The 23,482-nt window shown below is 64.8% G+C and carries 22 protein-coding genes; 18 read left to right on the top strand and 4 right to left on the bottom strand.

The genetic code is table 11. The features are described 5' to 3' along the window. Nucleotides 1-26 precede the first annotated feature (26 nt). Nucleotides 27-1,394: an aminotransferase-like domain-containing protein gene (locus E3T39_RS00620; protein ID WP_134512838.1), complete on the bottom strand. Its 1,368-nt coding sequence runs from the start codon at nt 1,392-1,394 to the stop codon at nt 27-29. A gap of 152 nt (nt 1,395-1,546) precedes the next feature. On the opposite strand from E3T39_RS00620, the gene E3T39_RS00615 reads away from it, so the two are divergent. From E3T39_RS00615 to E3T39_RS00575, 9 genes are all read left to right on the top strand, one after another. Beyond that, nucleotides 1,547-2,410 carry a nitrilase-related carbon-nitrogen hydrolase gene (locus E3T39_RS00615; protein ID WP_134512837.1) on the top strand — a complete coding sequence of 288 codons (864 nt, stop codon included), beginning with the start codon at nt 1,547-1,549 and terminating at the stop codon, nt 2,408-2,410. Nucleotides 2,411-2,437: 27 nt separating this feature from the next. Continuing rightward, complete coding sequence (gene hydA, locus E3T39_RS00610) at nt 2,438-3,871, top strand: dihydropyrimidinase (protein WP_134512836.1); 1,434 nt, start codon at nt 2,438-2,440, stop codon at nt 3,869-3,871. A 23-nt stretch (nt 3,872-3,894) separates the two neighbouring features. Continuing rightward, nucleotides 3,895-4,911, top strand: a complete 1,017-nt coding sequence (locus tag E3T39_RS00605) for a TIGR03842 family LLM class F420-dependent oxidoreductase (RefSeq protein ID WP_134512835.1) — start codon at nt 3,895-3,897, stop codon at nt 4,909-4,911. Nucleotides 4,912-4,919: 8 nt separating this feature from the next. Continuing rightward, on the top strand, nt 4,920-5,876 hold the full coding sequence (locus E3T39_RS00600; RefSeq protein WP_134512834.1) for an ABC transporter permease: 957 nt from the start codon (nt 4,920-4,922) through the stop codon (nt 5,874-5,876). Next, nucleotides 5,873-6,715 carry an ABC transporter ATP-binding protein gene (locus E3T39_RS00595; protein ID WP_134512833.1) on the top strand — a complete coding sequence of 281 codons (843 nt, stop codon included), beginning with the start codon at nt 5,873-5,875 and terminating at the stop codon, nt 6,713-6,715. Before E3T39_RS00600 ends, E3T39_RS00595 begins: the two co-directional genes overlap by 4 nt. After that, entirely contained in the window at nt 6,712-7,482 is a 771-nt protein-coding gene (locus tag E3T39_RS00590) for an ABC transporter permease (protein WP_134512832.1), read from the top strand. Before E3T39_RS00595 ends, E3T39_RS00590 begins: the two co-directional genes overlap by 4 nt. A gap of 48 nt (nt 7,483-7,530) precedes the next feature. Next, entirely contained in the window at nt 7,531-8,679 is a 1,149-nt protein-coding gene (locus tag E3T39_RS00585) for an ABC transporter substrate-binding protein (RefSeq protein ID WP_134512831.1), read from the top strand. A gap of 101 nt (nt 8,680-8,780) precedes the next feature. Then, nucleotides 8,781-10,103, top strand: coding sequence for an aspartate aminotransferase family protein (locus E3T39_RS00580; RefSeq protein WP_241979428.1), 1,323 nt, complete (start codon nt 8,781-8,783; stop codon nt 10,101-10,103). A gap of 23 nt (nt 10,104-10,126) precedes the next feature. Next, entirely contained in the window at nt 10,127-11,623 is a 1,497-nt protein-coding gene (locus E3T39_RS00575) for a CoA-acylating methylmalonate-semialdehyde dehydrogenase (protein ID WP_134512829.1), read from the top strand. Between the two features lie 69 nt (nt 11,624-11,692). On the opposite strand, the gene E3T39_RS00570 is transcribed toward E3T39_RS00575, so the two are convergent. Beyond that, nucleotides 11,693-12,607 carry a LysR family transcriptional regulator gene (locus E3T39_RS00570; protein ID WP_134512828.1) on the bottom strand — a complete coding sequence of 305 codons (915 nt, stop codon included), beginning with the start codon at nt 12,605-12,607 and terminating at the stop codon, nt 11,693-11,695. A gap of 20 nt (nt 12,608-12,627) precedes the next feature. On the opposite strand from E3T39_RS00570, the gene E3T39_RS00565 reads away from it, so the two are divergent. Then, the gene (locus E3T39_RS00565) at nt 12,628-12,858 is read left to right on the top strand and encodes a hypothetical protein (protein WP_134512827.1); all 231 of its coding nucleotides are present in this window, start codon (nt 12,628-12,630) and stop codon (nt 12,856-12,858) included. Between the two features lie 13 nt (nt 12,859-12,871). On the opposite strand, the gene E3T39_RS00560 is transcribed toward E3T39_RS00565, so the two are convergent. Next, nucleotides 12,872-13,654 (bottom strand): IclR family transcriptional regulator, encoded by a 783-nt coding sequence (locus tag E3T39_RS00560; RefSeq protein WP_134512826.1) that lies wholly within the window; start codon nt 13,652-13,654, stop codon nt 12,872-12,874. Between the two features lie 179 nt (nt 13,655-13,833). On the opposite strand from E3T39_RS00560, the gene E3T39_RS00555 reads away from it, so the two are divergent. From E3T39_RS00555 to E3T39_RS00520, 8 genes are all read left to right on the top strand, one after another. Continuing rightward, nucleotides 13,834-14,664, top strand: a complete 831-nt coding sequence (locus E3T39_RS00555) for a maleate cis-trans isomerase family protein (protein ID WP_198416068.1) — start codon at nt 13,834-13,836, stop codon at nt 14,662-14,664. Between the two features lie 9 nt (nt 14,665-14,673). Further along, the gene (locus tag E3T39_RS00550) at nt 14,674-16,011 is read left to right on the top strand and encodes an SLC13 family permease (protein WP_134512825.1); all 1,338 of its coding nucleotides are present in this window, start codon (nt 14,674-14,676) and stop codon (nt 16,009-16,011) included. After that, nucleotides 15,978-17,228, top strand: coding sequence for an acetylornithine deacetylase (argE, locus tag E3T39_RS00545; RefSeq protein ID WP_241979427.1), 1,251 nt, complete (start codon nt 15,978-15,980; stop codon nt 17,226-17,228). Before E3T39_RS00550 ends, argE begins: the two co-directional genes overlap by 34 nt. Before the next feature lie 36 nt (nt 17,229-17,264). Further along, entirely contained in the window at nt 17,265-18,578 is a 1,314-nt protein-coding gene (locus E3T39_RS00540; RefSeq protein WP_134512824.1) for an MFS transporter, read from the top strand. A gap of 116 nt (nt 18,579-18,694) precedes the next feature. Next, nucleotides 18,695-19,243, top strand: a complete 549-nt coding sequence (gene pyrE, locus E3T39_RS00535) for an orotate phosphoribosyltransferase (RefSeq protein WP_134512823.1) — start codon at nt 18,695-18,697, stop codon at nt 19,241-19,243. Continuing rightward, the gene (locus tag E3T39_RS00530; protein WP_134512822.1) at nt 19,243-20,547 is read left to right on the top strand and encodes a hypothetical protein; all 1,305 of its coding nucleotides are present in this window, start codon (nt 19,243-19,245) and stop codon (nt 20,545-20,547) included. Before pyrE ends, E3T39_RS00530 begins: the two co-directional genes overlap by 1 nt. Before the next feature lie 57 nt (nt 20,548-20,604). Continuing rightward, complete coding sequence (locus E3T39_RS00525; protein WP_134512821.1) at nt 20,605-21,642, top strand: NAD(P)-dependent alcohol dehydrogenase; 1,038 nt, start codon at nt 20,605-20,607, stop codon at nt 21,640-21,642. Nucleotides 21,643-21,667: 25 nt separating this feature from the next. Next, nucleotides 21,668-22,426: an SDR family NAD(P)-dependent oxidoreductase gene (locus tag E3T39_RS00520; RefSeq protein ID WP_134512820.1), complete on the top strand. Its 759-nt coding sequence runs from the start codon at nt 21,668-21,670 to the stop codon at nt 22,424-22,426. 52 nt (nt 22,427-22,478) lie between these two features. Here E3T39_RS00520 and E3T39_RS00515 read toward each other — a convergent pair whose 3' ends face one another. Next, nucleotides 22,479-23,279: an HAD-IIA family hydrolase gene (locus E3T39_RS00515; RefSeq protein ID WP_134512819.1), complete on the bottom strand. Its 801-nt coding sequence runs from the start codon at nt 23,277-23,279 to the stop codon at nt 22,479-22,481. Between the last annotated feature and the right edge of the window lie 203 nt (nt 23,280-23,482).

Raw genomic sequence — 23,482 nt, 5'->3', positions numbered from 1 at the left:
AACGGGCCGACCGCGTTTGGGCGGGGCTAAGACCAGCGCGCAACGACCGGGGGGACAGTGGAGTCAAGCGGATGCGCCGCAGCACGGAGGGCCTCGGCTACAGGTCGTATGTCGTCGGGCAGGGCGCCGGCGGTCACCCGAATGAACTCGGGGCCTCCGGTGTTCGACAAAAAGGGCGAGCCGCCGGCCACGCGAATGCCCGACGCGGCGAGACGCACAATGGCGTCACGCTCGTTCTGCACCGGCAGCCAGGTATTGATTCCGTCGGCTTGCACCACGTCGAGCCCGAACTCGGCCAGGGCGTCGGCGAGTGCACGCTGGCGGGCGAAGTAGATGCGGCGGGCCTCGCTGACCTGCGCCATGCTCTCGCCGTTGGTGAGCAGGTCGTGCAAAATAGTCTGCAGCATACGGCTGGTCCAGCCGGGACCGAGCATGCGCCGTGACACGATCGGGTGGATGAGCGCGGTCGGTCCGCCGAGGGCGGCAATGCGCAGGTCGGGGCCGTGCGATTTAGAAAAGCTGCGCACGTGCAGGGTGCGCTCCGGCAGCCAGAGGCCAAGACTCACCTCGGGCGCGATGCTGATCTCGGCGGAATGGTCGTCTTCGATCACGATGGTGTCAGCGCTCGCCGCAGTCGTGCGTAGCAGCCGTGCCAGTTCTTTGGCCCGATGCGTCGTCATCGATGCTCCGGTGGGGTTCTGCGCGCGCGGCTGCAACAGCACAACCGCCGGGCCGAGCTTCAGTGCCGCAGCGAAGTCGGCCGGAACGATGCCGTGCTCGTCGACGGCCACCGGCAGCCGCTCGAGGCCGAGCTGGTCGAGCAGGTCGAAAAACGGCGGAAACGACGGGTTCTCCACGATGACCCGGTCGCCGAAGTGGGTCACCGAGTCGAGGCTGCGCGAGATGGCGTCGAGGGCGCCGTCGACGATGGTGATGGTCGGGACCGGGTAGGGCCAGGAAACCCGCAGCACCTCGAGCAGCTCCGGAATAATCGGTAGATCCTGGTAGCTCGGTGTCACTGCCCGCTGGGAAACCCGGGAGAGTGCCGGTCCCAGCGACGGCAACAACCGCGGGTCGGGCGTGCCGCGCGAGAGGTCGAGGCGAACCGCGCCAACCGCGCCAATCATGGACTGGCTGCGGGCCGGCAGCCACTTGGGCGCGGCATCCTGCACGAAGGTGCCGCCGCGCCCGCGTGACGTGATCAGGCCGACCGCGGAGAGCGCCTGCCAGGCGTGGCTGACCGTGGCGGGGCTCACGCCGAGCTCGCCGGCCAGCACACGAACGGTGGGCAAGCGGTCGCCAGGTGCGAGCCGCCCGGAGGCAATCAGCCGGCCGATGGCCGCGGCAATCCCCGCAGGAGAGCGCTGCTCGATTTCGCCGATAAAGTTCTGCATTGCCCTTGCCCCCGGGTGCGCTGGCCGACAGGATGATTAATGCGTGCGATACACAGAGAAACACATTTGAAATGTTTACGTCAAATAATAACAATACGAACAGCGCGGTCTGTATTGTCCCTTGACTAACGAAAGCAAGTGGAAGGCACAGCATGAGTGTTGACAGTAGGAACATCGTTCGAACAGCGATCACCCAGGCCACCTGGACCGGCGACGAAGAGTCCATGATCGCCAAGCATGAGGGCTTCGTGCGCACCGCCGCCGCGCAGGGCGTGCAGGTGATCTGCTTTCAGGAACTGTTTCACGGCCCCTATTTCGGCATCGTGCAGGACTCCAAGTACTACGACTATGCCCAGGCCGTGCCCGGCCCCATCGTCGAGCGCTTTCAAAAGCTCGCCGCCGAGTTCAAGATGGTCATCGTCGTGCCGATGTACGAAGAAGAACAGCCCGGCGTGCTCTACAACACCGCGGCGGTCATCGACGCCGACGGAAGCTACCTCGGCAAATACCGCAAGCACCACATCCCCCACCTGCCGCAGTTCTGGGAAAAATTTTACTTTCGCCCCGGCAACACCGACTACCCGGTCTTCGACACGAAGTACGGCAAGATCGGCGTCTACATCTGCTACGACCGCCACTTTCCCGAGGGCTGGCGCGCACTCGGCTTGAACGGCGCCGAGATCGTGTTCAACCCCTCGGCCACCAAGCCCGGCCTGTCCAACCGTCTGTGGGAGCTCGAGCAGCCGGCCGCCGCGGTGGCCAACCAGTACTACGTCGGCGCCAACAACCGCATCGGCAACGAGGAAGCCGAGTTCGGCGAGGAGGCCGTGACCTTCTACGGCAGCTCCTATTTCGTTGATCCCAAGGGGAACTACGTGGGAGAACGAGCCTCGACCGACACCGAGGAGATCGTCGTGCGCGACCTCGACCTCGGTGTGATCCGCGAGGTGCGCAACTCCTGGCAGTTCTATCGCGACCGCCGCCCCGACTCCTACGAGCCCCTCGTCGCGCCGTAGTCCGAGCAGACCACAACGGAGAATGCCTTGAAGACTTTGATCAAGAACGGCACCGTGGTCAACGCCACGGGCCGAGGACTTGCCGATGTGCTCATCGACGGTGAGAAGATCGCCGCGGTGCTCGCGCCCGGCGCGAACCTGCTCGGTTTCGATGTGGCGGGCAACGTTGACCGCGTCATCGATGCCGGCGGCAAGTACGTGATCCCGGGTGGCATCGACGCCCACACTCACATGGAGATGCCGTTCGGCGGCACTCAGGCCAGCGATACCTTTGAAACCGGCACCCGCGCCGCCGCCTGGGGCGGCACCACGAGCATCGTCGACTTCGTCGTTCAGTACGCCGGCGAGAGTGTGCTCGAGCGATACGCTGTCTGGCAGGAGAAGGCCGCTGGCCAGTGCGCCATTGACTACGGCTTTCACCAGATTCTCTCCGACGTGCAGGACAGCTCACTCACCGCGATGGACGAACTCGTGAACGAGGGCGTCTCGAGTTTCAAGCTGTTCATGGCCTACAAGGGAGTGTTCCTCAGCGACGACGGTCAGATCGTCAAGGCCATGCAGCGGGCCGCCCAGAACGGCAGCATGATCATGATGCACGCCGAGAACGGCAGCGTCATCGACCTGCTCGTGCAGCAGGCCGTCGCCGCCGGCAACACCGGCCCGCTCTATCACGGACTCACCCGGCCCTGGCAGGCCGAGGAAGAAGCCACGCACCGGGCGATCATGCTCGCCAACCTCACCGGAGCTCCCCTTTATATAGTGCACGTCTCGGCCAAGCAGGCGGTGGACCAGATCGCGACAGCCAGGGATAACGGCCAGAACGTGTTCGGTGAGACCTGCCCGCAGTATCTTTACCTCTCGCTCGAGGACAACCTCGGTGCCGAGAGCGACGAGTGGGGCCGTTTCGAGGGCGCAAAGTGGGTCTGCTCCACGCCGCTGCGTGCCAAGTCCGAGGGCCACCAGCACCACATGTGGCAGAGCCTGCGCACCAACGACATCCAGATGGTCTCCACTGACCATTGCCCGTTCTGCATGAAGGGCCAGAAAGACATGGGCCTGACCGATTTCTCCAAGATTCCCAATGGCATCGGCTCGGTCGAACACCGCATGGACCTCTTGTACCAGGGCGTCGTCGATGGCAAGATCTCGCTCGAACGCTGGGTCGAGGTGTGCTCAACCACCCCGGCACGCATGTTCGGCATGTACGGCCAGAAGGGTGTTATTGCGCCCGGCGCCGACGGCGACGTGGTGATCTACGACCCGAACGGGCACACGTCCATCGGTGTGGAAAAGTCACACCACATGAACATGGACTACTCGGCGTGGGAGGGCTACGAGATCGACGGCCACGTCGACACCGTGATCTCTCGCGGCAAGGTCGTCATCGACGATGACGCCTACCTCGGCATCAAGGGTGACGGTCGCTATATCAAGCGCGGCCTGAGTCAGTACCTAATATAAACGGCGTGATCTAAGGGGATCGCATGGATTTCGGAGCAGTACTCCAGACCAACCCGCCGTCGGCGCGCACCGTGCAACTGGCCAAATTGGCCGAGGCGCACGGGTACAGCCACGTCTGGACCTTCGACTCGCACCTGCTCTGGCAGGAACCCTATGTGATCTACAGCCGTATCCTGGCCGAGACCAGCAAAATAATCGTCGGTCCCATGGTCACCAACCCGGCCACCCGCGACTGGACGGTCACGGCGTCGACCTACGCAACCCTCAACGAGATGTACGGCAATCGCACCATCTGCGGCATCGGCCGCGGCGACTCGGCCGTGCGCACCACCAACGGCGCCCCGACCACCCTGAAGACCCTGCGCGAGTCGATCCACGTTATTCGAGAGCTCGCCAACTCAAGACCGGTCGAATACAACGGCGCCACGGTGCAATTTCCCTGGAGCCGCGGCTCCAGCCTGGAAGTGTGGGTCGCCGCTTACGGCCCGCTCGCGCTCAAGCTCGCCGGTGAGGTAGGCGACGGCTTCATTTTGCAGATGGCCGACCTCGACGTCGCCAAGTGGATGATCGAGAGCGTGCGCACCGCAGCCTCCAACGCCGGCCGAGACCCCCTGTCGATCAAGTTCTGCGTCGCTGCCCCCGCCTATGTCGGCGAAGACTGGGAACACATGCGCAACCAGTGCCGCTGGTTCGGCGGCATGGTCGGCAACCACGTGGCCGACATCGTGGCCAAGTACGGTGCCGATTCCGCCGTGCCCAAGGCGCTCACCGACTACATCAAAAACCGCGAGGGCTACGACTACAACCAGCACGGAAAGGCGGGCAACGAGCACGCTGCCTTCGTGCCAGACGAGATCGTCGACCGGTTCTGCCTTCTTGGCACCGCGAAAGAGCATGTCGAAAAGCTGGAGGCGCTCAAAGACCTCGGCGTCGACCAGTTCGCCGGCTATCTGCAGCACGACAACAAAGAAGAAACCATGCGGGTCTACGGTGAAACCGTGATTCCGGCCATGGCTGACTCGATCATGGCCACGAAATAGCCAAGCGGATGCCGACGACCAGCGAGCAGCCCGCCCCGCTCACGCGCGGTGCGCTCGGAGTAGCTAAACAGCCCCAGCCCCGGCGGTCGGGGGTGCGCACTCGCCTGCGCGGTGGCCTGTTGGGTCTGGCCGGCCTCGTGCTGCTCGCCCTGATTTGGGAGCTGTACAAGACCTTCGGTTCGGTCGACGGCGTTGTCATCGGCACGCTTACCGTCTTGCCGCGCACGAGCGACCTCGCCATGCCCCACCTCTGGGTCATGTTTGAGCGCGTGCTTGAGCCGGTGACGGGCGCGGCATCCGCTGTGCCGTTGTGGGCGGCGGTGCTGGCCGGTTCGCTGTTCACCCTTGGTATCGCCGCGGTCGGCTGGCTGGTGGGGGTGACCGTTGGGCTCGCCCTGGCGCTGCTCATGCAGCGCTTTCGCCTGGCCGAGTCGGCGATTCTGCCGTGGATCATTCTGAGCCAGACGGTGCCGCTCATCGCGATCGCCCCGCTTGTGCGACGTTGGGGCGCGCAAATTCAGTTCGGCGAATTCACCTGGGAGAGCTGGATGTCGGTGGCCCTGATCGCTTCCTACCTCGCGTTCTTCCCGGTGTCGGTCGGCGCCCTGCGCGGCCTCGCCTCGCCCGATAGCAACCACGTCGACCTCCTGCACTGCTACTCGGTGGGGTGGTGGAAGACGCTCTGGCGGCTGCGCTTGCCGGCCAGTGTCGGCTATCTACTGCCGGCCCTGCGCTTGGCCGCGGTCAGCGCCGTGGTCGGCAGCGTCGTCGCCGAGGTGTCGATCGGACTGCGCGGCGGCATCGGCCGGCTCATCGTTGAGTACGCCGGCGCGGCCGGCAACGATCCGGGCAAGCCCTGGGCGCCCATCTTCGGATCGATCCTGGTCGGCCTTGTCGCCGCCGGTTTTGTGGGTCTGATCGGCTTGTTCCTTCGTCGCTTTCGCAGGGGAGAGGTGTCAGCATGACCAACACAACGAGTGTGCCCGCTGTTGATATACACGGTGTCAGCCGCATCTTCGCCGCCCGCAAAGGCCCAGGGGTCACCGCCCTCGACGACGTGAGCCTCACGGTTGCGCCCGGTGAATTCGTGAGTCTGATCGGACCGAGCGGATGCGGCAAGAGCACGCTTCTGAGACTCGTCGCCGACCTCGACGTTCCCACCAGCGGCAGCATCGAGGTGTTCGGCAAGCCGGCCCGACAGGCCCGCATCGATCAGGACTACGGCATCGTCTTTCAGCAGGCCGGCTTGCTGCCCTGGCGCACCGTCGCCGGCAACATCGAACTGCCCCTCGAACTGCACGGAGTGGGCAAGGCGGCCCGGCGCCGTCGCGCGGCCGAACTGATCACGCTCGTCGGGCTCTCCGACTTCGCGAGCCACTACCCAGACCAGCTCTCCGGCGGCATGCAGCAGCGCGTAGCGATCGCCCGCTCGCTCGCCGAAAGCCCGAGCCTGCTGCTCATGGACGAACCGTTCGGCGCTCTCGACGAGATGACCAGGGAGCGCATGCAGAACGAACTCGTGCGCATCTGCGCCGAGACCCAGGCCGCCGTGGTGTTCGTCACTCACTCCATTCCCGAGGCGGTGTTTCTCTCCAACCGCGTGGTGGTCATGTCGCCGCGGCCCGGACGCATCCGCTCAATTGTGAGCGTGGGACTTGGCGACGTGAGCGGCCGCGGCGAGGGCCTGCGCGAAAATGAGGGCTTCTTTCACTCCCTCAGCGAGGTGCGCGACCTTCTCCACGGCGATGACGCGGCCGGTGCTTCCGAAAATCAGGCCGGTGCTCGCGGGGTCGAGACGCGATGAGAACCGCCCAGCCGGGGCTCGTTCAGACCGTACTCGCCCCGATCGTGTTCGGGGTGGCCGTCATTGTGCTCTGGCAGGCCCTGGTCACCGGGCTGGCCATTAAGGCCTTCATCCTGCCGGCACCGTTTGCGATCGGCGCTGAATTCGCCGGCAATCTAAGCAACGTCGCCAGCGGAATGGCGGTCACCGGCCGTAACTCCCTGATCGGCCTGGTCATCGGAGCCCTGTTCGGCATCGCGCTCGCAATCGTTGCAGCCCTCGCCCGGCTGCTCGACGAGATGGTGGCGCCGATCGTCGCCGCCCTCTCGGTGGTGCCGATCGTGGCGCTCGCCCCGGTGCTGTACACGATGTTCGGTGCCGGCGCGGAGACCGCCCGGCAGCTCGTCGCGGCGCTCGCCGTGTTCGTGCCGGTCTACTTCAACACCCTCAGGGGCCTGCGCCAGGTGCGGCCGGTGCACCGCGACCTCATGCGTGCCTACGCCGTCACCAGTTGGCAGGCCACCCGGGCGGTCACCCTGCCCACCGCCTTGCCCTACGTCTTCACCGGCCTTCGCGTAGCATCCTCCCTCGCCGTGATCAGCGCCCTGATCGCCGAATATTTCGGCGGACCGGTCGGCGGCCTCGGCAAGTCGATCACGTCAGCCGCGTCGAGCAGCAACTACGGCCTGGCTTGGGCCTACGTGCTCGGCTCGATCATTCTTGGTCTCCTCTTCTATTGCGCAGCTCTCGCCGTTGAGAAGCTCGCGACCCGCCGATCCGGCGGCTAACCGGTCCACCCGTAACCACTCACAGCACCAGCAACCAAGGAGGTAGTCATGAAACAGCGCATCACATGGTTCGGCACACTCGGTTCTCTCGCGGCAGTCGGCGCTCTGGTTCTCAGCGGATGCAGCAGTGACGGCAACACGCCGGCCTCGAGCGACGCGAGCGGCGCCCTCACGCCCATTACCCTGCAGCTGCAATGGTTCGCTCAGGCCCAGTTCGCCGGCTACTACGCCGCCGTCGACCAGGGCTATTACGAAGATGAGGGCCTCGACGTGACCATCGACGAGGGTGGCGCCGACATCGTTCCGCAGGATGTGCTTGCCGCCGGCGACGCCGACTATGCCATCTCGTGGGTGCCCAAGGTGCTCGGTTCGATCGAACAGGGAGCCAACATCACCGACGTCGCTCAGATCTTCGAGCGCAGCGCCACCACCCAGATCTCGCTTAAAGACAAGAACATCACGACGGCGGCCGACCTGGCGGGCAAGAACGTGGGCAGCTGGGGCTATGGCAACGAGTGGGAACTCTTCGCTGGCATGCAGAAGAGCGGCGTCGAGCTCGGCGACATCAACCTCATTCAGCAGGCCTTCGACATGACCGGCTTTCTGGCTGGCGACATCGACGCGGCCCAGGCCATGACCTACAACGAGTACGCCCAGGTTCTGGAAACCGTCAACCCCGACACCGGCGAACTCTTCCAGCCCGACGAGCTCAACGTCATCGACTGGAACGATGAGGGCACCGCCATGCTCCAGGACTCCATCTGGGCCAACGCCGACAAGCTCGAAAGCGACGCGGACTACGCCGACAACACGGTGAAGTTCATCAAGGCGTCGATCAAGGGCTGGATCTACGCGGCCAACAACCCGGAGGAGGCCGCCAGCATTGTCACGGCAGCCGGTTCGACTCTCGGGGAGAGCCACCAGCTGTGGATGACCAACGAGGTCAGCAAGCTGATCTTCCCGTCGAGCAACGGCGTCGGCATGATCGATGAAGCAGCCTGGGCCAATACGGTCGACATCGCCATGAACACCAAGAACGAGACCGGCGCCACCATCATCACGACCGAGCCGCCAGCAACGGCCTACTCGAACGAGTACGTCACGAAGGCCCTCGACGAGCTGAAGGCTGAGGGTGTCGATGTTTTGGGCACCGACTGGAAGCCCACCGAGGTCACCCTCAACGAGGGCGGCAACTAGCTGCACCCGGCCGGGCGGCGCAGGTCGCCCGACCCCACACCTTTCTCAATATGACAACCACCCCGTTCCTCCTACCACCACAAAGAAAGCCAGCGATATACGTGACTGACACCAGCACACAAACTCTCAATGCGCACACCAGCGAACTCGACCGCGCGCACGTCTTCCATTCCTGGTCGGCGCAGGCGGCGCTCAAGCCCCTCGTTATCGCCGGCGGGTTGGGCTGCCGCGTTTGGGATCACGATGGACGAACGTACCTTGACTTCTCGAGTCAGCTGGTCAACGTGAATATCGGCCACCAGCATCCGGCCGTCGTGAAAGCCATCACCGAACAGGCCGCCCTGCTGACGACCATCGCCCCGTCCACCGCCAATCTCACCCGCGGCGAAGCGGCCAGGCGCATCACCGACCGCGCCCCGGCCGGGTTCAACAAGGTCTTCTTCACCAACGGGGGAGCGGATGCCAATGAGAACGCCATACGCATGGCCCGCCTCTATACCGGCCGCGACAAAGTGCTCTCGCTCTACAAGTCGTACCACGGCAACACCGGAGCGGCCATCGTCGCCACCGGCGACTGGCGCCGCATTCCCAACGAGTATTCGCGCGGCCACGTGCACTTCTTCGGCCCGTTCCTCTACCGCAGCGAATTCTGGGCCACCAGCGAGGCCGAGGAATGCGCGCGTGCCCTGCACCACCTCGAACGCGTCATCCAGAGCGAGGGCGTGGCCTCGATCGCCGCCATTTTGCTCGAGTCCATTCCCGGAACCGCCGGCATCATGATGCCGCCGACCGGCTACCTGCCCGGCGTGCGCGCGCTCTGCGACAAGTACGGCATCATGCTCATTCTCGACGAGGTCATGTGCGGCTTCGGCCGCACCGGCCACTGGTTCGCGTTTCAGGCGTACGACGTCGTGCCCGACCTGATCACCTTTGCCAAGGGTGTCAACTCCGGTTACGTGCCCACCGGCGGCGTGATCATCTCCGATACCATCGCGGCCACCTTCGACGAGACGGTCTTTCCCGGCGGACTCACCTACAGTGGGCATCCGCTCGCCATGGCGTCGATCGTCGGCGCGCTCGACGCGATGGAGGCCGAGGGCATCGTCGAGAACGCCGCCCGCATCGGCCGTGACGTGCTCGAGCCGGGCCTGAAAGCGCTGCAGGCTAAGCATCCGATCATCGGCGAAGTGCGCGGTGTCGGCGTTTTCTGGGTTCTCGAGCTCGTGGCCGACCCGGCGACCCGCGAGCCGGTGAGCGCCGCCGTCATGGCCCGGGTCAAGGCCGAACTGCTCGGCCGCGGCCTGCTGCCGTTCCTCATGGAGAACCGCATCCACGTTGTGCCGCCCTGCGTCGTCACCGATGCCGAGGTGGCCGAGGCGCTCGCCATTTACGACGAGGTTCTCAGCCTCGACCTGCTGTCCTAACCGATCCACTGAAAGGCTCAACCATGACCGACCTCCCCACCATTTCGCACTACATCAACGGCGCAGCCGCCACCGGTACCTCCACCCGCACCGCGCCGGTTTTCAACCCGGCCACCGGCACAGTCGCCAAGAACGTGTTGCTCGCGAGCACGGCCGACCTCGACGCCGCCGTCGCGGTCGCCCAGGCGGCCTACCCGGCCTGGCGCGATATGAGCCAGGCCCGCCGTCAGACCATCATGTACAACTTTCGCGAGCTGCTCAACGCGCGTAAGGGTGACCTGGCCGAGATCCTGACCGCCGAACACGGCAAGGTCACCTCCGACGCACTCGGCGAGATCATTCGCGGGCTCGAGGTCGTCGAATTCGCGCTCGGCATGCCACACCTGTCCAAGGGCGAGTACTCCGAAAACGTCTCGACCGGCGTCGACGTGTACTCGATTCGTCAGTCGCTCGGCGTCGTGGGCATCATCAGCCCGTTCAACTTTCCCGCGATGGTGCCGCTCTGGTACTTTCCGATCGCCATTGCGGCCGGCAACACCGTCGTGCTCAAGCCGAGCGAGAAAGACCCGTCCGCGTCGAACTGGCTCGCGGAGCTCTTCACCGAAGCCGGGCTGCCCGCCGGTGTACTCAACGTCGTGCACGGCGACAAGGAAGCCGTCGACGCGCTGCTCGTAAACCCCGACGTGCAGGCGATCTCCTTCGTTGGCTCGACGCCCATCGCCCGCTACATCTACGAGACTGCCGCCAAGCACGGCAAGCGCGTGCAGTCCCTCGGTGGCGCGAAAAACCACATGCTCGTGCTGCCAGATGCCGATCTCGAGTTGACAGCGGATGCCGCCGTCAACGCCGGTTTCGGATCCGCCGGTGAGCGCTGCATGGCCATCAGCGTTATCGTCGCCGTCGAGCCCGTCGCCGACGAACTCATCGCGAAGATCGCCGAACGCGTCAAGGGCCTTACCGTTGGCGACGGCACGCGCGGCTGCGACATGGGCCCGCTGATCACGAAGGTGCACCGCGACAAGGTGGCCGGCTACATTGACATCGCCAAGGCTGACGGCGCCGACATCGTCATCGACGGTCGCGGCGTCAAGGTCGACGGCGATCCCAACGGTTTCTGGCTTGGCCCGACCCTGTTCGACAAGGTCAGCGTCGACTCGGCCGTCTACCTCGACGAAATCTTCGGACCGGTGCTGTCGATCGTGCGGGTGGCCAGCTACCAGGAGGGACTCGACCTCATCAACGCCAGCCAGTACGGCAACGGCACCGCGATTTTCACCAACGATGGTGGGGCCGCCCGCCGGTTCCAGAACGAGGTGCAGGTGGGCATGGTCGGCATCAACGTGCCCATTCCGGTGCCGGTCGCGTATCACTCCTTCGGCGGCTGGAAGAATTCGCTGTTCGGTGACGCCAAGGCCTACGGCCCCGCCGGGGTCAACTTCTTCACGCGCGAGAAGGCGGTAACGAGCCGGTGGCTCGACCCCAGCCACGGCGGCATCAACCTGGGCTTCCCGCAGAACTAGTAACGCCGAAAGAGCGCAGAAAGTGCCCGTTTGGACCTCCACGCGGGCACTTTTTGTGCTCTGGCCCACCTATTTCGCGCTGTGAGAGTGTTGCACCTGCGAGGCTTGGGCTCGCAGGGCCTCTATGACGGTGCGCACGGCTAAGCGCTCGGCTCGGTCGGGGCGCATGAGCGCCACGATCTGGCGCTCGGATTCGATGCCCCGCAGGGGCTTCAATACGAGGCGGCCGGGCTGGCCACCGCCGGAGGTATAGCGCGGCACGAGGGCGATGCCGAGCCCGGCAATCACAAACGATTCGATCAAGGCGAGGTCGGCAAAGCGCTGCGCCATCGACAAGTGAGCGCCAGCTTCCTGCTCGATCGCGTGCAAAATGCGCTCGAACGGGTACCCGTCGGTCACCCCTATCCAGGTCTCCCCGATGAGGTCGCTTGGGCGCAGCCAGGCCCGATCGGCAAGTGGATGCCCCACCGGCAGCCCCACATCGAGCGGCTCGGTCATCAGCGGAACGACCGTGAGGCCCCGGCCGGCCCAGGACAGCTGCCCGCTCATTGCATGGGCCAACACAATGTCATACTCGGCGGTGAAGGCGGGAAAGTCGCTCAGTTCGGGGTCTTCGTCGGCGCAGTTGAGCACGAGCCCAGGCCCTAGGTTCTTAATTACACCGGGCAACAGCATTTGACCGGCTGTTGGAAAGGTGACAAGGCTCACTTCGCCGGTGGCGTTGTTGCGAAATTCGTCCCAGAGCGCGGTTGCCTTCGCGAGCGATACCGCGACATCCGTTGCGCTGCGGGCGAGGGCTCGGCCGGCGTCGGTGAGCACGAGCCCGCGTCCTTGCCGCTGGGTGAGCGGCAGGCCAGCCTCACGTTCGAGCACCTTGAGCTGCTGCGAGACCGCCGAGGGGGTGCGGTGGGTGGCGAGGGCGACCGCGGTGACGCTGCCGCGGTCGGCGAGTTCGCGGAGTAGTTCGAGCCGCTGCACGTCCATGTAGCCAGTCTAAACAATTCATGCAGAATAAAGCGATTGTGCTGCACCGTCAGGGGTGGTCAAATAAAGAGTCATACACGAGCAGTGTCGCCTCCGTGCCGGGCCAGTTCACCTCCTTCGAAAGGCACCCCGTGTTCATCCTCATCGCCATCTTGCTCGTTGCTGTTGTTTCAATCGTCGCCCTCGTCGTCGAGGTGCACCGCGATGGCTACCGCCAGGTCGAGCGTCGCAACCTCGTTCGCATCTTCTAGCAGCAGAATCCGGCTACCCGCGCACTGCCGAGTCGTAGCCCAGGCGACGGCTCGCCTCGATCGACGTCCGGGCCACCAGGGGGCCGAGACGGTCAACGTCGTCGGGCGTGACCCGCTGGGTGGGAAAGCCCAGGCCGATAGCACCGGCCAGTTCGCCCATGTGCGTGAAGACGGGTGCGCTGATCGAGCCCACGCCGAGGTTGCGCTCGCCAAAGGCAGCGAAGTAGCCCTGCTCGCGGGCGACCTCGACCTGGGCATCGAGGGTTGCCAAATCGGTCGGTGTGGAACCCGTGAATGCCTCAAGATCAGACCTCTCGATGGCGGCGCGGGCGTCCGGATCGAAGGCGAGAAAAATCTTGCCGGGAGCGCCGGCGTGCAGCGGCATGACCATGCCGACCACGAACGGCCGGATCACCACGTGCCGCGTCTCGGCTACGGCCACGATGGTGCGGAACGCGCCGTCGCGAACGTAAAAGCATGCCGTCTCGCCGGTCGCGTCGCGCAGCTCCTGCAGCACCGGCTTCACAAGCTGCACTGAGTCGAGGCCGAGCGTGCCGGGCGCAGCCCAGCGCACCACTGCAATTCCAATGCGGTACCGATCCTGATCGCGATCCAGTAGCCCCTCATGCACCATGTCCTGCACGAGGCGCTGGCAGGTGCTCGATGGTAGGCCGGTTTTCTTGATCACCTGCTGCAGGGTGAGTTCGGGTGCATCCACCCGGAAACAGTTGAGAATTTCGGTGATTTTGTGCAGTACCAGCGTGGGTGACCGGCGACTGACCTGTTCCGTTGACACGATCGTTGCTCCTACGTTTCTGCTGGGTCCATCGACTCCAGAATAGAGCCGTGCCGATCCCGACGGGTGCCAGCGTCTTGACAGAACCTAACGTAACCCACAGGATGGGACTGTGACCTGTCTGATGGGTTGCAATGTTCAACTCGCTCAGCCCAGCACACAACGACGTGGAGACAGCAATGACACAGTCCAACCTCACAGCGGACGCCATGACGTCTGCCAGCCGGCTTGGCTCCTCGCGAATCGGCCTGATCGTCCCGAGTTCTAACACGACCATGGAGACCGAGCTGCCGGAGCTCTTTCGACGCCAGACCGCGGCAACCGGCCACACCTACACCTTTCATTCCGCCCGCGCCGCACTGAAAAACGTGACGACGGAGGAATTACTCGCTATGGCCGCGAAGGCCGCCGACTGCGCCACGGCTGTCTCCGACGCCGACGTAGACGTGATCGCGTATGCCTGCCTCGTAGCCGTCATGGCGCAGGGCCCCGGCGCGCACGAGCCCGCCGAGAACGTTATCCGCCAGGCGGCCGCCGACAACGCTCACCCCGCCGAGGTCACGAGCAGCGCCGGCGCTCTCGTGCGCACCCTGCAGCAGCTCGGCGCCCGCCGCGTGGTGATGGTGGCCCCGTACATGGAACCGCTCACCCAAATGGTGAGCGACTACATCGAGGGAGCGGGTATCGAGGTGCTCGACACCGTGAGCCTGGGCGTGGACGACAACCTTGCCGTGGGATGCCTCAATCCGCTTAATCTGCCCGAGTTCGCGCGCAACCTGAAGCACGAGGGAGCCGACGTTATCGTGCTTTCAGCCTGCGTGCAGATGCCCTCGCTTCCCGCCGTGCAGGCGGTCGAGGACGAGCTCGGCCTGCCGGTGATCACCGCGGCAACAGCGACCACCTGGGAAATTCTCCAACTACTCGGCCACACCCCGGCGATCACGAACGCCGGTGGGCTGCTGGCCGGCACACTGACATCTCTGGTTCCGCGCATTCGCACCGACGCGTAGGGCAGTCGCATGTCCATCCCACTCGTCGCCTTCCTCGTGTTGATCGCGGCCTTCGCCATCGGCTCGTTCTCCAAGATCAACGCCGGGCTCATCGCGCTCGTGGCGGCCTTCGGCGTCGGCACGCTCGTGGCCGGCCTGCCCATCACAGAGGTGATCAGCGAGTTTCCGTCTGGCTTGTTCTTCGTTCTCGTGGGAGCAACGCTGCTTTTTGCCATCGTGCGCATTAACGGAACGATCGACCTGCTCGCGTACTGGGCCGAGCGCCTCGCGGGCCATCGCAAGGTGCTGGTACCCGTGCTCATGTTCCTGCTCACGGCCGTGCTCGCCACGGCGGGCGCCTTCACCCCGGCCGCGATCGCTATCGTGGCTCCGGTAGCGCTTGCCCTCGGTAGCCGCTTTGGAATCAGCACCCTGGCCATGGGCCTCGTGGTGGTGCAGGGCGCTAATGCCGGCGCGTTCTCGCCGGTCAATCCGTTCGGCGTGCTCGCGAACGTGATGCTGGACGATGCCGGTGCCAGCGCCGACTCACTCAAGTTCTTCATCTATTGTTTCGTGTTCAACGCGCTTCTTGCCTTCGTTGCTTATGCGGCAGCGCAGAAGATCATGGGAAAGCGTCTTCGCCGTGCGGCCGAGCTGTCGAGCGGAGTTACCAGCGAGGTCATGACGGGCTCCGGCGGCACTGCCGCCGGAACTCGGGCGGGGACATCCGTTCTCACTAGGCCGGTGAAGACGGCACCGGTGAAGGTGGCCGCGACGCCGATTCGAATTCTCACGCTAGCCGGCCTCGGGGTGATGCTCGTGCTCACTACCGTGCTCGGTATCGATGTGGGGGTGGCGTCGTTCGTGGTCGCCCTCGCGCTCATCGTCGTGAACTCGAGCGTGCAGAAGTCGGCTGTGGAAAGCATGCCCTGGTCGGCCATTCTGCTGGTTACCGGCATCGTCACCTACGTTGGCATGCTCGAAGCCATCGGCGCGCTCGAGGAACTGCAGAACGGTATCGCCGAGCTCGGTAACAGCTCGATCGCGGCCCTCGTGACGAGCTACGTCGTAGCGATTGTCTCGGCGTTCGCGTCGACCACCGGCACCCTGAGCGTGATCAGTCCGCTCGTCACGCCCATCGCAGTCGACCCGCTGCTCAGCCCCATCGGCGTGATTACGGCAATCGCCATAAGTTCGTCCGTGGTGGATGTCAGCCCCATGTCTACGAGCGGCGCACTGCTCATGGCCAGCGCCCCGCCCAAAGATGAGCGGCTGTTCTTCCGCGCGCTGCTGGTCTGGGCTGTCGTTATGATCGCCGTCGTGCCCGTGCTCGTGTGGTTCTGCTTCGTGCAGCTCGGCATCAGCTAGCCAATACCCCTCCCTCGAAAGGTTTTCTCATCACTGAATCCGCCGTTCTCGCGCCAACCACCCTGGCGTGGATCACCCGCCTGATCGCTTTTGACACCACCAGTCGCAATTCGAACCGGGAGTTGATCGACGTGATCGATGCGGAGTTACGGGTGCATGGGCTGGATCCGGTGCTCGTACCCAACTCCGACGGTACGAAGGCCAACCTCGTCGTCACGATCCCGGCTCACGATGGGTCGACGACGGGTGGCGTGATGCTCGCCGGCCACACCGATGTGGTTCCCGTGGATGGGCAGGCCTGGAGCAGCGACCCGTTCACCGCCGAGGTGCGCGAGAACCGGCTTTATGGCCGGGGCGCCGCCGATATGAAGGCGTTCAGCGGTGTCATTCTGGCGTTGCTGCCCGAGCTCGTGTCCCGGCCGCTTGCGACACCGCTGCACCTCGCGTGGACCTACGACGAAGAGGTGGGATGTCACGGAGCCATCACCCTGTTGGCCGACCTGGCCGCGCGGGGCATCCGGCCGTCCATGTGCATAGTGGGGGAGCCGACCAGCATGCGTGCGGTGTCGGCGCACAAGAGCAGCCACCTGTATCGAGTGAGTTTCACGGGGCTGGCCTCGCACTCCTCCAACACACCCAATGGCGTCAACGCCATCGAGTACGCGGCCAGGGCCATAGCGTTTATTCGTTCGATTGCCGACGAGCACCGCGTGAACGGGCCCTTCGATGCAAGCTTCGAGGTGCCGTACACAACCATTAACGTGGGCACGATTTCGGGCGGGGCGGCCGTGAACACGGTCGCCGAGCGATGTGATTTTGAATTCGAATTTCGCGCGATTCCGGGAGTGTCCACCTCCGCGATCTTTTCCCGCATCGAAGATTTCGTGCTCGGGGAGCTACGCCCGGCGATGCGGGCCGAACATGCAATCGCCGACGTGTCGTTCGCTCCGATCGGCGCCGTTCCCTCCCTGAGCGCGGCGGGAACCGGCGCCGCACTGCAGCTGGTGCACGAGCTCACCGGAACAAGTTCTGAAGAGACCGTCGGTTACGGAACCGAGGGTGGCCTGTTTCAACTGGCCGGAATCGACACCGTGGTCTGTGGTCCGGGCAGCATCCGTCAGGGTCACACCGCAAACGAGTTCATCGATCTGGCGCAAATCAGTGCCTGTGAAGATTTCATGCGCGCGCTCGCCCGGCAGCTCGCGCACCAGCACTGACCTGATCGCACACCTCTTCGGCACAGAAAGAATCCCATGACCAACGCGTCAGCAGTCCCCGCCGTTTCCGGCACGTCCCAAACGGATGGCCCCGCCCTCGCCGAAAGGCGCAGGCAGGCCCGAAAGGCGGTCGTGGCCGCATCCATTGGCAACGGGCTGGAATGGTTCGACGTGATCGTCTACGGCACCTTCGCCGTGACCATCGCGAAGTTGTTCTTTCCCACGGCCGACGAGACGGCGTCGCTGCTGCTCGCCTTCGCGTCGTTCGGCGTCTCATTCATCATGCGGCCGCTCGGCGGCATCCTGATCGGGCGCTATGCGGACCGCGCCGGGCGCAAGGCTGGCATGCTCGTGTCCATCTCGGTGATGTTCCTCGGCACGCTTTTGATCGTGCTGGCCCCCACGGCCGCCACGATCGGGGTGACCGCTGCCGCGATCATTCTCGTGGCCCGGTTGCTGACCGGCTTCGCCGCCGGCGGGGAATTCGGCACCGCGACCGCGTTCCTCATCGAGTACGCACCGCACCGCAAGGCGTTCTACGGAAGCTGGCAGGTGGCCACACAGGGCGCCGCGATACTACTAGCCGGGCTGTTTGGTTTCGTCCTGAACAACTACCTGAGCCAGCAAAGCCTCGAAAGCTGGGGCTGGCGTGTTCCGTTCATTTTCGCGCTACTGATCGGCCCGGTGGGTTGGTACATCCGCTCAAAGATGCAGGACACCCCGGAATTTCTGACCATGACGCCGTCGACGTCACCGCTGAAAGAGACCTTCATCGCGAATGCTGGACGCCTCTGGACAATGGTGGGCGTCGTGGCGCTCGGGTCGGTGGGCGTGTACATTGCACTGTTCATGCCCACCTATGCCATCGTGAATCTGGGCATGCCCACCGCTGCGGCGTTCGTCTCCACGCTGGTGTTCGGCGTGATCATGAGCGTCGGCTCGCCGTTCATCGGTAAGCTCGCCGACCGGGTGGGACCGGCCCGAGTGATGACCTGGGCGGCCGCGGGAACGCTCGTACTCGGCGTTCCCCTGTTCATACTGCTGAACCAGTCGCCCAACCTTGTGACCATGATCGGCATCGAGCTGGTTCTCGGCGCGCTGGCCACGGCGTACTTCGCGCCGCTGCCGGCGATCATGTCAGCAATGTTCCCCGTGCAGATTCGCACGACGGGGTTGTCGCTCGGTTACAACATCGGCGTGACCGTGTTCGGCGGATTCGCCCCGTTCATTCTCACGTTCCTCATCAGCACGACCGGTTCGCTGCTCGTGCCGGGGTACTACCTCGTGGCGATCGCGGCCCTGTCCCTCTGCAGCATCGGGGTGTCGCGGCGCGTATTCCAGCAGCGGTAGTGGGAGGCAGGCCCGATTGCCGCCCGAAAACTCGAACACCACGTGAAAAAGCCTTCTCCCGTCGCGCCTGTTGGCGACCACGTTCGGCCTGCTGGGCATGCCCTAAACTGGCGATTGTGACTGATACACGGCAGAAACTCATCGACTTCATCTCGGCCGAGGCCGTTTTTCACGGAGACTTCGTTCTCACCAGCGGCAAAAAGGCCACATATTACGTGGACCTACGCCGGGTGAGCCTCGACCATCGGGTTGCGCCGTTGATCGGGCAGGTCATGCTCGACCTCATCAAGGATGTTCCGGATGTGGTTGCTGTTGGAGGCATGACCATGGGGGCCGACCCGATCGCCGCTGCGGTCATGCACCAGGGTGCTGCCCGCGGCGCGACCTATGACGCGTTCGTCGTGCGCAAGGAGCCCAAGGATCACGGCCGCGGCCGCCAGGTTGAAGGCCCCGACCTCGCCGGCAAGCGCGTGATCGTGCTCGAAGACACCTCGACCACCGGTGGTTCCCCTCTCGCCGCCGTCGAAGCCTTGCTCAAGGTTGGTGCCGAGATCGCTGGCGTCGCCGTCGTGGTCGACCGCAACACCGGTGCCCGCGAAGTGATCGAGGCTGCTGGCTACCCCTACTTCGCCGCGATCTCCCTCGAGGATCTAGGGCTCAACTAGTGGGACCAGACGACGAGCGGGGAATCGACTGGCTCGCGTCGCAGCTCAACCCGGGCGCCGCTGCTGCTGACTCGCCTGATGACTCAGCCGCCGAAGCTTCAGATGACGCGAAAACGGACGCCGTCAAGACGGACGACGCGAAAACGGATGCCGCCGCACCCGCGAGCCGCTTTGGTCGCCGCGCGCGTCGCGCCAAGCCGGTCGCAGCCGAGCCCGAGGTTGCAGAGCCCGTTGAGCCGCCCGTTCCGGCAGCGCCCGCCGGGCCGCCTCCCTGGTGGACGACTCCGCTGCCGCAACCGGTCGAACCTGAAGCTGACAGCGCTGAGGTTGAGCCCAGTGGATACTCCGATTCAGCGGATGACGATGAACCAGCCACTGCTGTCGAGCAGCAAGCCGTTCCGCCGACCGATAGTGAGCCAGACCTGGCCCCACAGCCCGCTGCAGGTGTCGACCCGATCACGCCCGACCCGATCACGCCCGAGCCGATCACGCCCGAGCTAACCACACCGGCACCGGTGGCCGCTGTCGCGCCCGAGGCGGTCGAACAGCAGGTCACGGCCGCAACCGAGCTGCTTCCCGTCTCTGCACAGGATGCTGACGCGCCCGACTCTGGGGCGAGCATCCGCTTGGCCGAAGCCGAAGCCGAAGCCGAAGCCGAAGCCGAAGCCGAAGCCGACCAGCCAACGCACACCGAGGCGCAGAGCCGCCACCGGTCCCGGCGCGGCGCTCCCGGAGCGACCCAGGCGGCCCTGGTCTGGACATCCGTCGGATTACTCGCCCTCGTCGTGCTCGTGGGGCTGTTCTATCTCGGCCAGCGTCTCGTCGCGAGCCCGGTAGCGGCGCCGGCACCGACCCAATCCGCGACGCCGACGCCGACGCTCACACCCACGCCGACCCCGGAGATCACTGCGGCGCAGGCTGCTGGAGTGCACGAGTGGAACACCCTGTTTGGTGGCGAGTGCCTCGAACCGTATGCGTCCCCGTGGGCGGAGGATTTCACGGTCTTCGATTGTGCAGCCGCACACACGGCCCAGCTCGTGTATCGCGGCAACTTTGGCGGCGACGCGACCACGGCCTTTCCGGGGGAGGCAGCACTCGCGGCCCAGATCAACCTGCTGTGCACGGCACCCGGCATCCTCGACCTGAATGCGGCCGGCGCCTACCCGAATCTGCAGATGCAGGGGAGCTATCCGATCAGCGAAGAACAGTGGACCGATGAGCCCCGCTACTACTACTGCTTCGCGAGCCGAGCCGCGGCCGAGCCGCTCACGGCCAGCATCATGGGAGCCGGTCCAGCTGCCTGACCCTGGTCGAGCGACAATGACGTCCATTCCACACTCCGTGTAGAAATGCGAGCAATTATGACCAACTCACCCACGCGGCCGACGACAATGCGCACGAGCGTTTTGCTGAAACAACAGGAGCTGACGATTGAGGAGCGCCCCGTGCCCACGGTCGATGCCGACGAGGTGCTGGTCAAGGTCGCCGCGGTCGGCGTCTGCGGCTCAGACGTGCATTACTACCGCGAAGGCCGAATCGGTGACTTCATCGTCGACGCGCCCCTGGTTCTCGGCCATGAGCTCAGCGGCACCATCGTGGGGGTCGGAGTCGACGTCGACCCCGCCCGCATCGGGGAGCGGGTGGCCGTGGAACCCCAGCGTCCGTGCCGCCTGTGCCGCGAATGCCGTGCCGGTCGGTACAACCTGTGCTCGAAGATGGAGTTCTACGCGACGCCGCCCATTGACGGGGCCTTCTGCGGCTACGTGACGATCCAGACCGAATTCGCCCACGCGATTGGCGACTCGGTGTCGTTTGAGGCCGCTGCCCTGCTGGAGCCGCTTTCCGTTGCCATCGCGAGTGTCCGTAAGGCCCAGATCGTTCCGGGCTCTTCGATCCTCATCGCCGGGGCCGGTCCGATCGGCATCATCACCGCCCAGACCGCGCGGGCCTTCGGGGCAAGCGAGATCATTGTCTCGGACCTCATAGCGGCGAAGCGGGAGCGGGCCTTGAAATTCGGCGCCACCCGGGTCATCGATCCTGTGGCCGAAGACCCGGCAGCACTCAACCTCGACGTGAACGCGTTCATCGACGCGAGCGGGTCTGCGCGGGCCGTCGACAGCGGCATCCGCTCGGTACGACCGGCCGGCACGGTCGTTCTGGTGGGGCTCGGGAGTCCCGAGATGATTCTGCCGGTGTCGCACATTCAGAACCTGGAAATTACGGTCACCGGCATCTTCCGTTACGTGGACACCTGGCCAACGGCCATCCACCTCGTCGCCTCCGGACAGGTTGACCTCGACTCCCTCGTGACCGGCAAATTTGATCTCGAGCACGTCGCGGAAGCCCTCGACAGCGACCGAAACGACGACAGCCTCAAGTCCATCGTCTACCCGAACTAACCCAGAGAGAAACCGGAGCACCACCATGAACGTATTCAGCCTCGAGGGCAAAACAGCCCTGGTCACCGGCGGCAACCAGGGCCTGGGTAGGGCCTTCGCCTTCGCGCTGGCCCAGGCCGGCGCACACGTCGCGATCGCCGGGCGCAGCGCGGAGCGCAACGCTGCCGTCGCCGTGGAGGCAGCGGCTGCCGGCCACGACTTCGTCACGATCCAGGCCGACATCACGAAAGACGACCAGGTCGCGCGCATGACCGAGGAGGCCATCGCCGGCCTCGGCAAGATCGACATTCTGGTGAACAACGCCGGCACCTGCTACCACGCACCGGCGTTCGACGTGACCGACGACGAGTGGGCCGCGGTCTGGGATCTCAACGTGCGTGCGCTCTGGAAGGCGAGCCTCTCGGTGGGCGCGCACATGCGCACTGAGGGCAAGGGGGCCATCGTCAACATCGGCTCGATGTCGGGCATTATCGTGAACCGCCCGCAGATGCAGCCGGCGTACAACGCCTCCAAGGCTGCGGTGCATCACCTGACCCGTTCCCTCGCCGCCGAGTGGGCACCGCTGGGAATTCGGGTCAACGCCGTTGCCCCTGGCTACGTGAAAACGGACATGTCTCCCGTCGACCGGCCGGAATTTCAGCGCTACTGGGTCGAGGACGCGCCGCAGCAGCGGTTCGCCCTGCCAGAGGAGATCGCACCCTGTGTCGTCTTCCTCGCGAGTGAGGCTGCGTCGTTCATCACCGGCTCGGTGCTCGTAGCCGACGGTGGATACACGGTGTACTGATTCCAGCACCGGCGCACGCACACGGATCGCTAAACAAACCGGCTGGAGGCGCCTAGATTTCGTCGCTCTCGATCGGCTCGGTCGAGAGCAGCTCGTGCACGCCGGCCACGATCTCGTCTGGCCGAAACGGGTACCGGTTGATCTCGGCCTCGTCGCTGATACCGGTCATTACAAGAATCGTGTGCAGCCCGGCCTCGATGCCCGCGACGATGTCGGTGTCCATGCGGTCACCGATCATGCCCGTGTTCTCCGAGTGCGCACCGATCTTGTTCATCGCCGAGCGGAACATCATCGGGTTGGGCTTGCCGACGACATAGGGCTCCATGCCGGTGGCCTTGGTGATCAGCGCCGAAATCGCGCCGGTTGCCGGCATCGGGCCGTCCTTGCTCGGTCCGGTCGCATCCGGATTGGTCGCGATGAACCGCGCTCCGCCGAGGATCAGCCGAATCGCCTTCGTGATCGCCTCGAACGAGTAGTTGCGCGTCTCGCCGACCACTACATAGTCGGGGTCAGCCTCGGTCATGATGAACCCGGCTTCGTGCAGCGCGGTCGTGATGCCGACCTCGCCGATCACGAAGGCCGTGCCATTGGAGGCCTGAGACTTCAGAAAGTCTGCCGTTGCGAGCGCGGAGGTCCAGATGCGGTCCTCGGGCACGTTCAGCCCGCTCGAGCGCAGCCGGGCGCTCAGGTCGCGGGGCGTAAAGATGGAGTTATTGGTGAGCACTAGAAACGGCGTGCCAGCGTCGGTCCATTGCTGCAGCAGCTCGGCCGCCCCCGGGAGGGCCTGATTCTCGTGTACGAGCACACCGTCCATGTCGGTGAGCCAGCATTCGATTTCGTCGCGTCGTGCCATCAGGCGTCCCTTCTCGTCGACTCCAGCCTAGCCGCGCAACGTTTCCGCCCGGTTCGCCTCAAATAAGCGGATGCCGCGCCGTGACCCGAAATCGCCAGCGCGCTCGGGCCAGCGGTGACCAACCCGGGTCAGCGCATGAGTCTTTTAGACTCTTGCTTTTTTAGTTTGACTGTACGCAGCCCTGATTTCTCGGCTAGCCATGT

Source organism: Cryobacterium suzukii, assembly GCF_004403185.1.
In the GTDB taxonomy this organism is placed as follows: domain Bacteria; phylum Actinomycetota; class Actinomycetes; order Actinomycetales; family Microbacteriaceae; genus Cryobacterium; species Cryobacterium suzukii.
The sequence above is the reverse complement of the archived record's forward strand: the minus strand, read 5'-3'. Positions and strand labels throughout refer to the sequence as shown.

What these genes read in the sequence shown, in the direction of transcription:
- E3T39_RS00620 (WP_134512838.1), bottom strand. Translation starts at nt 1,394, where the DNA reads ATGCAGAACTTTATCGGCGAAATCGAGCAGCGCTCTCCTGCGGGGATT.
- E3T39_RS00615 (WP_134512837.1), top strand. Translation starts at nt 1,547, where the DNA reads ATGAGTGTTGACAGTAGGAACATCGTTCGAACAGCGATCACCCAGGCC.
- E3T39_RS00605 (WP_134512835.1), top strand. Translation starts at nt 3,895, where the DNA reads ATGGATTTCGGAGCAGTACTCCAGACCAACCCGCCGTCGGCGCGCACC.
- E3T39_RS00600 (WP_134512834.1), top strand. Translation starts at nt 4,920, where the DNA reads ATGCCGACGACCAGCGAGCAGCCCGCCCCGCTCACGCGCGGTGCGCTC.
- E3T39_RS00595 (WP_134512833.1), top strand. Translation starts at nt 5,873, where the DNA reads ATGACCAACACAACGAGTGTGCCCGCTGTTGATATACACGGTGTCAGC.
- E3T39_RS00590 (WP_134512832.1), top strand. Translation starts at nt 6,712, where the DNA reads ATGAGAACCGCCCAGCCGGGGCTCGTTCAGACCGTACTCGCCCCGATC.
- E3T39_RS00585 (WP_134512831.1), top strand. Translation starts at nt 7,531, where the DNA reads ATGAAACAGCGCATCACATGGTTCGGCACACTCGGTTCTCTCGCGGCA.
- E3T39_RS00575 (WP_134512829.1), top strand. Translation starts at nt 10,127, where the DNA reads ATGACCGACCTCCCCACCATTTCGCACTACATCAACGGCGCAGCCGCC.
- E3T39_RS00570 (WP_134512828.1), bottom strand. Translation starts at nt 12,607, where the DNA reads ATGGACGTGCAGCGGCTCGAACTACTCCGCGAACTCGCCGACCGCGGC.
- E3T39_RS00565 (WP_134512827.1), top strand. Translation starts at nt 12,628, where the DNA reads ATGCAGAATAAAGCGATTGTGCTGCACCGTCAGGGGTGGTCAAATAAA.
- E3T39_RS00555 (WP_198416068.1), top strand. Translation starts at nt 13,834, where the DNA reads ATGACACAGTCCAACCTCACAGCGGACGCCATGACGTCTGCCAGCCGG.
- E3T39_RS00550 (WP_134512825.1), top strand. Translation starts at nt 14,674, where the DNA reads ATGTCCATCCCACTCGTCGCCTTCCTCGTGTTGATCGCGGCCTTCGCC.
- E3T39_RS00540 (WP_134512824.1), top strand. Translation starts at nt 17,265, where the DNA reads ATGACCAACGCGTCAGCAGTCCCCGCCGTTTCCGGCACGTCCCAAACG.
- E3T39_RS00525 (WP_134512821.1), top strand. Translation starts at nt 20,605, where the DNA reads ATGACCAACTCACCCACGCGGCCGACGACAATGCGCACGAGCGTTTTG.
- E3T39_RS00520 (WP_134512820.1), top strand. Translation starts at nt 21,668, where the DNA reads ATGAACGTATTCAGCCTCGAGGGCAAAACAGCCCTGGTCACCGGCGGC.
- E3T39_RS00515 (WP_134512819.1), bottom strand. Translation starts at nt 23,279, where the DNA reads ATGGCACGACGCGACGAAATCGAATGCTGGCTCACCGACATGGACGGT.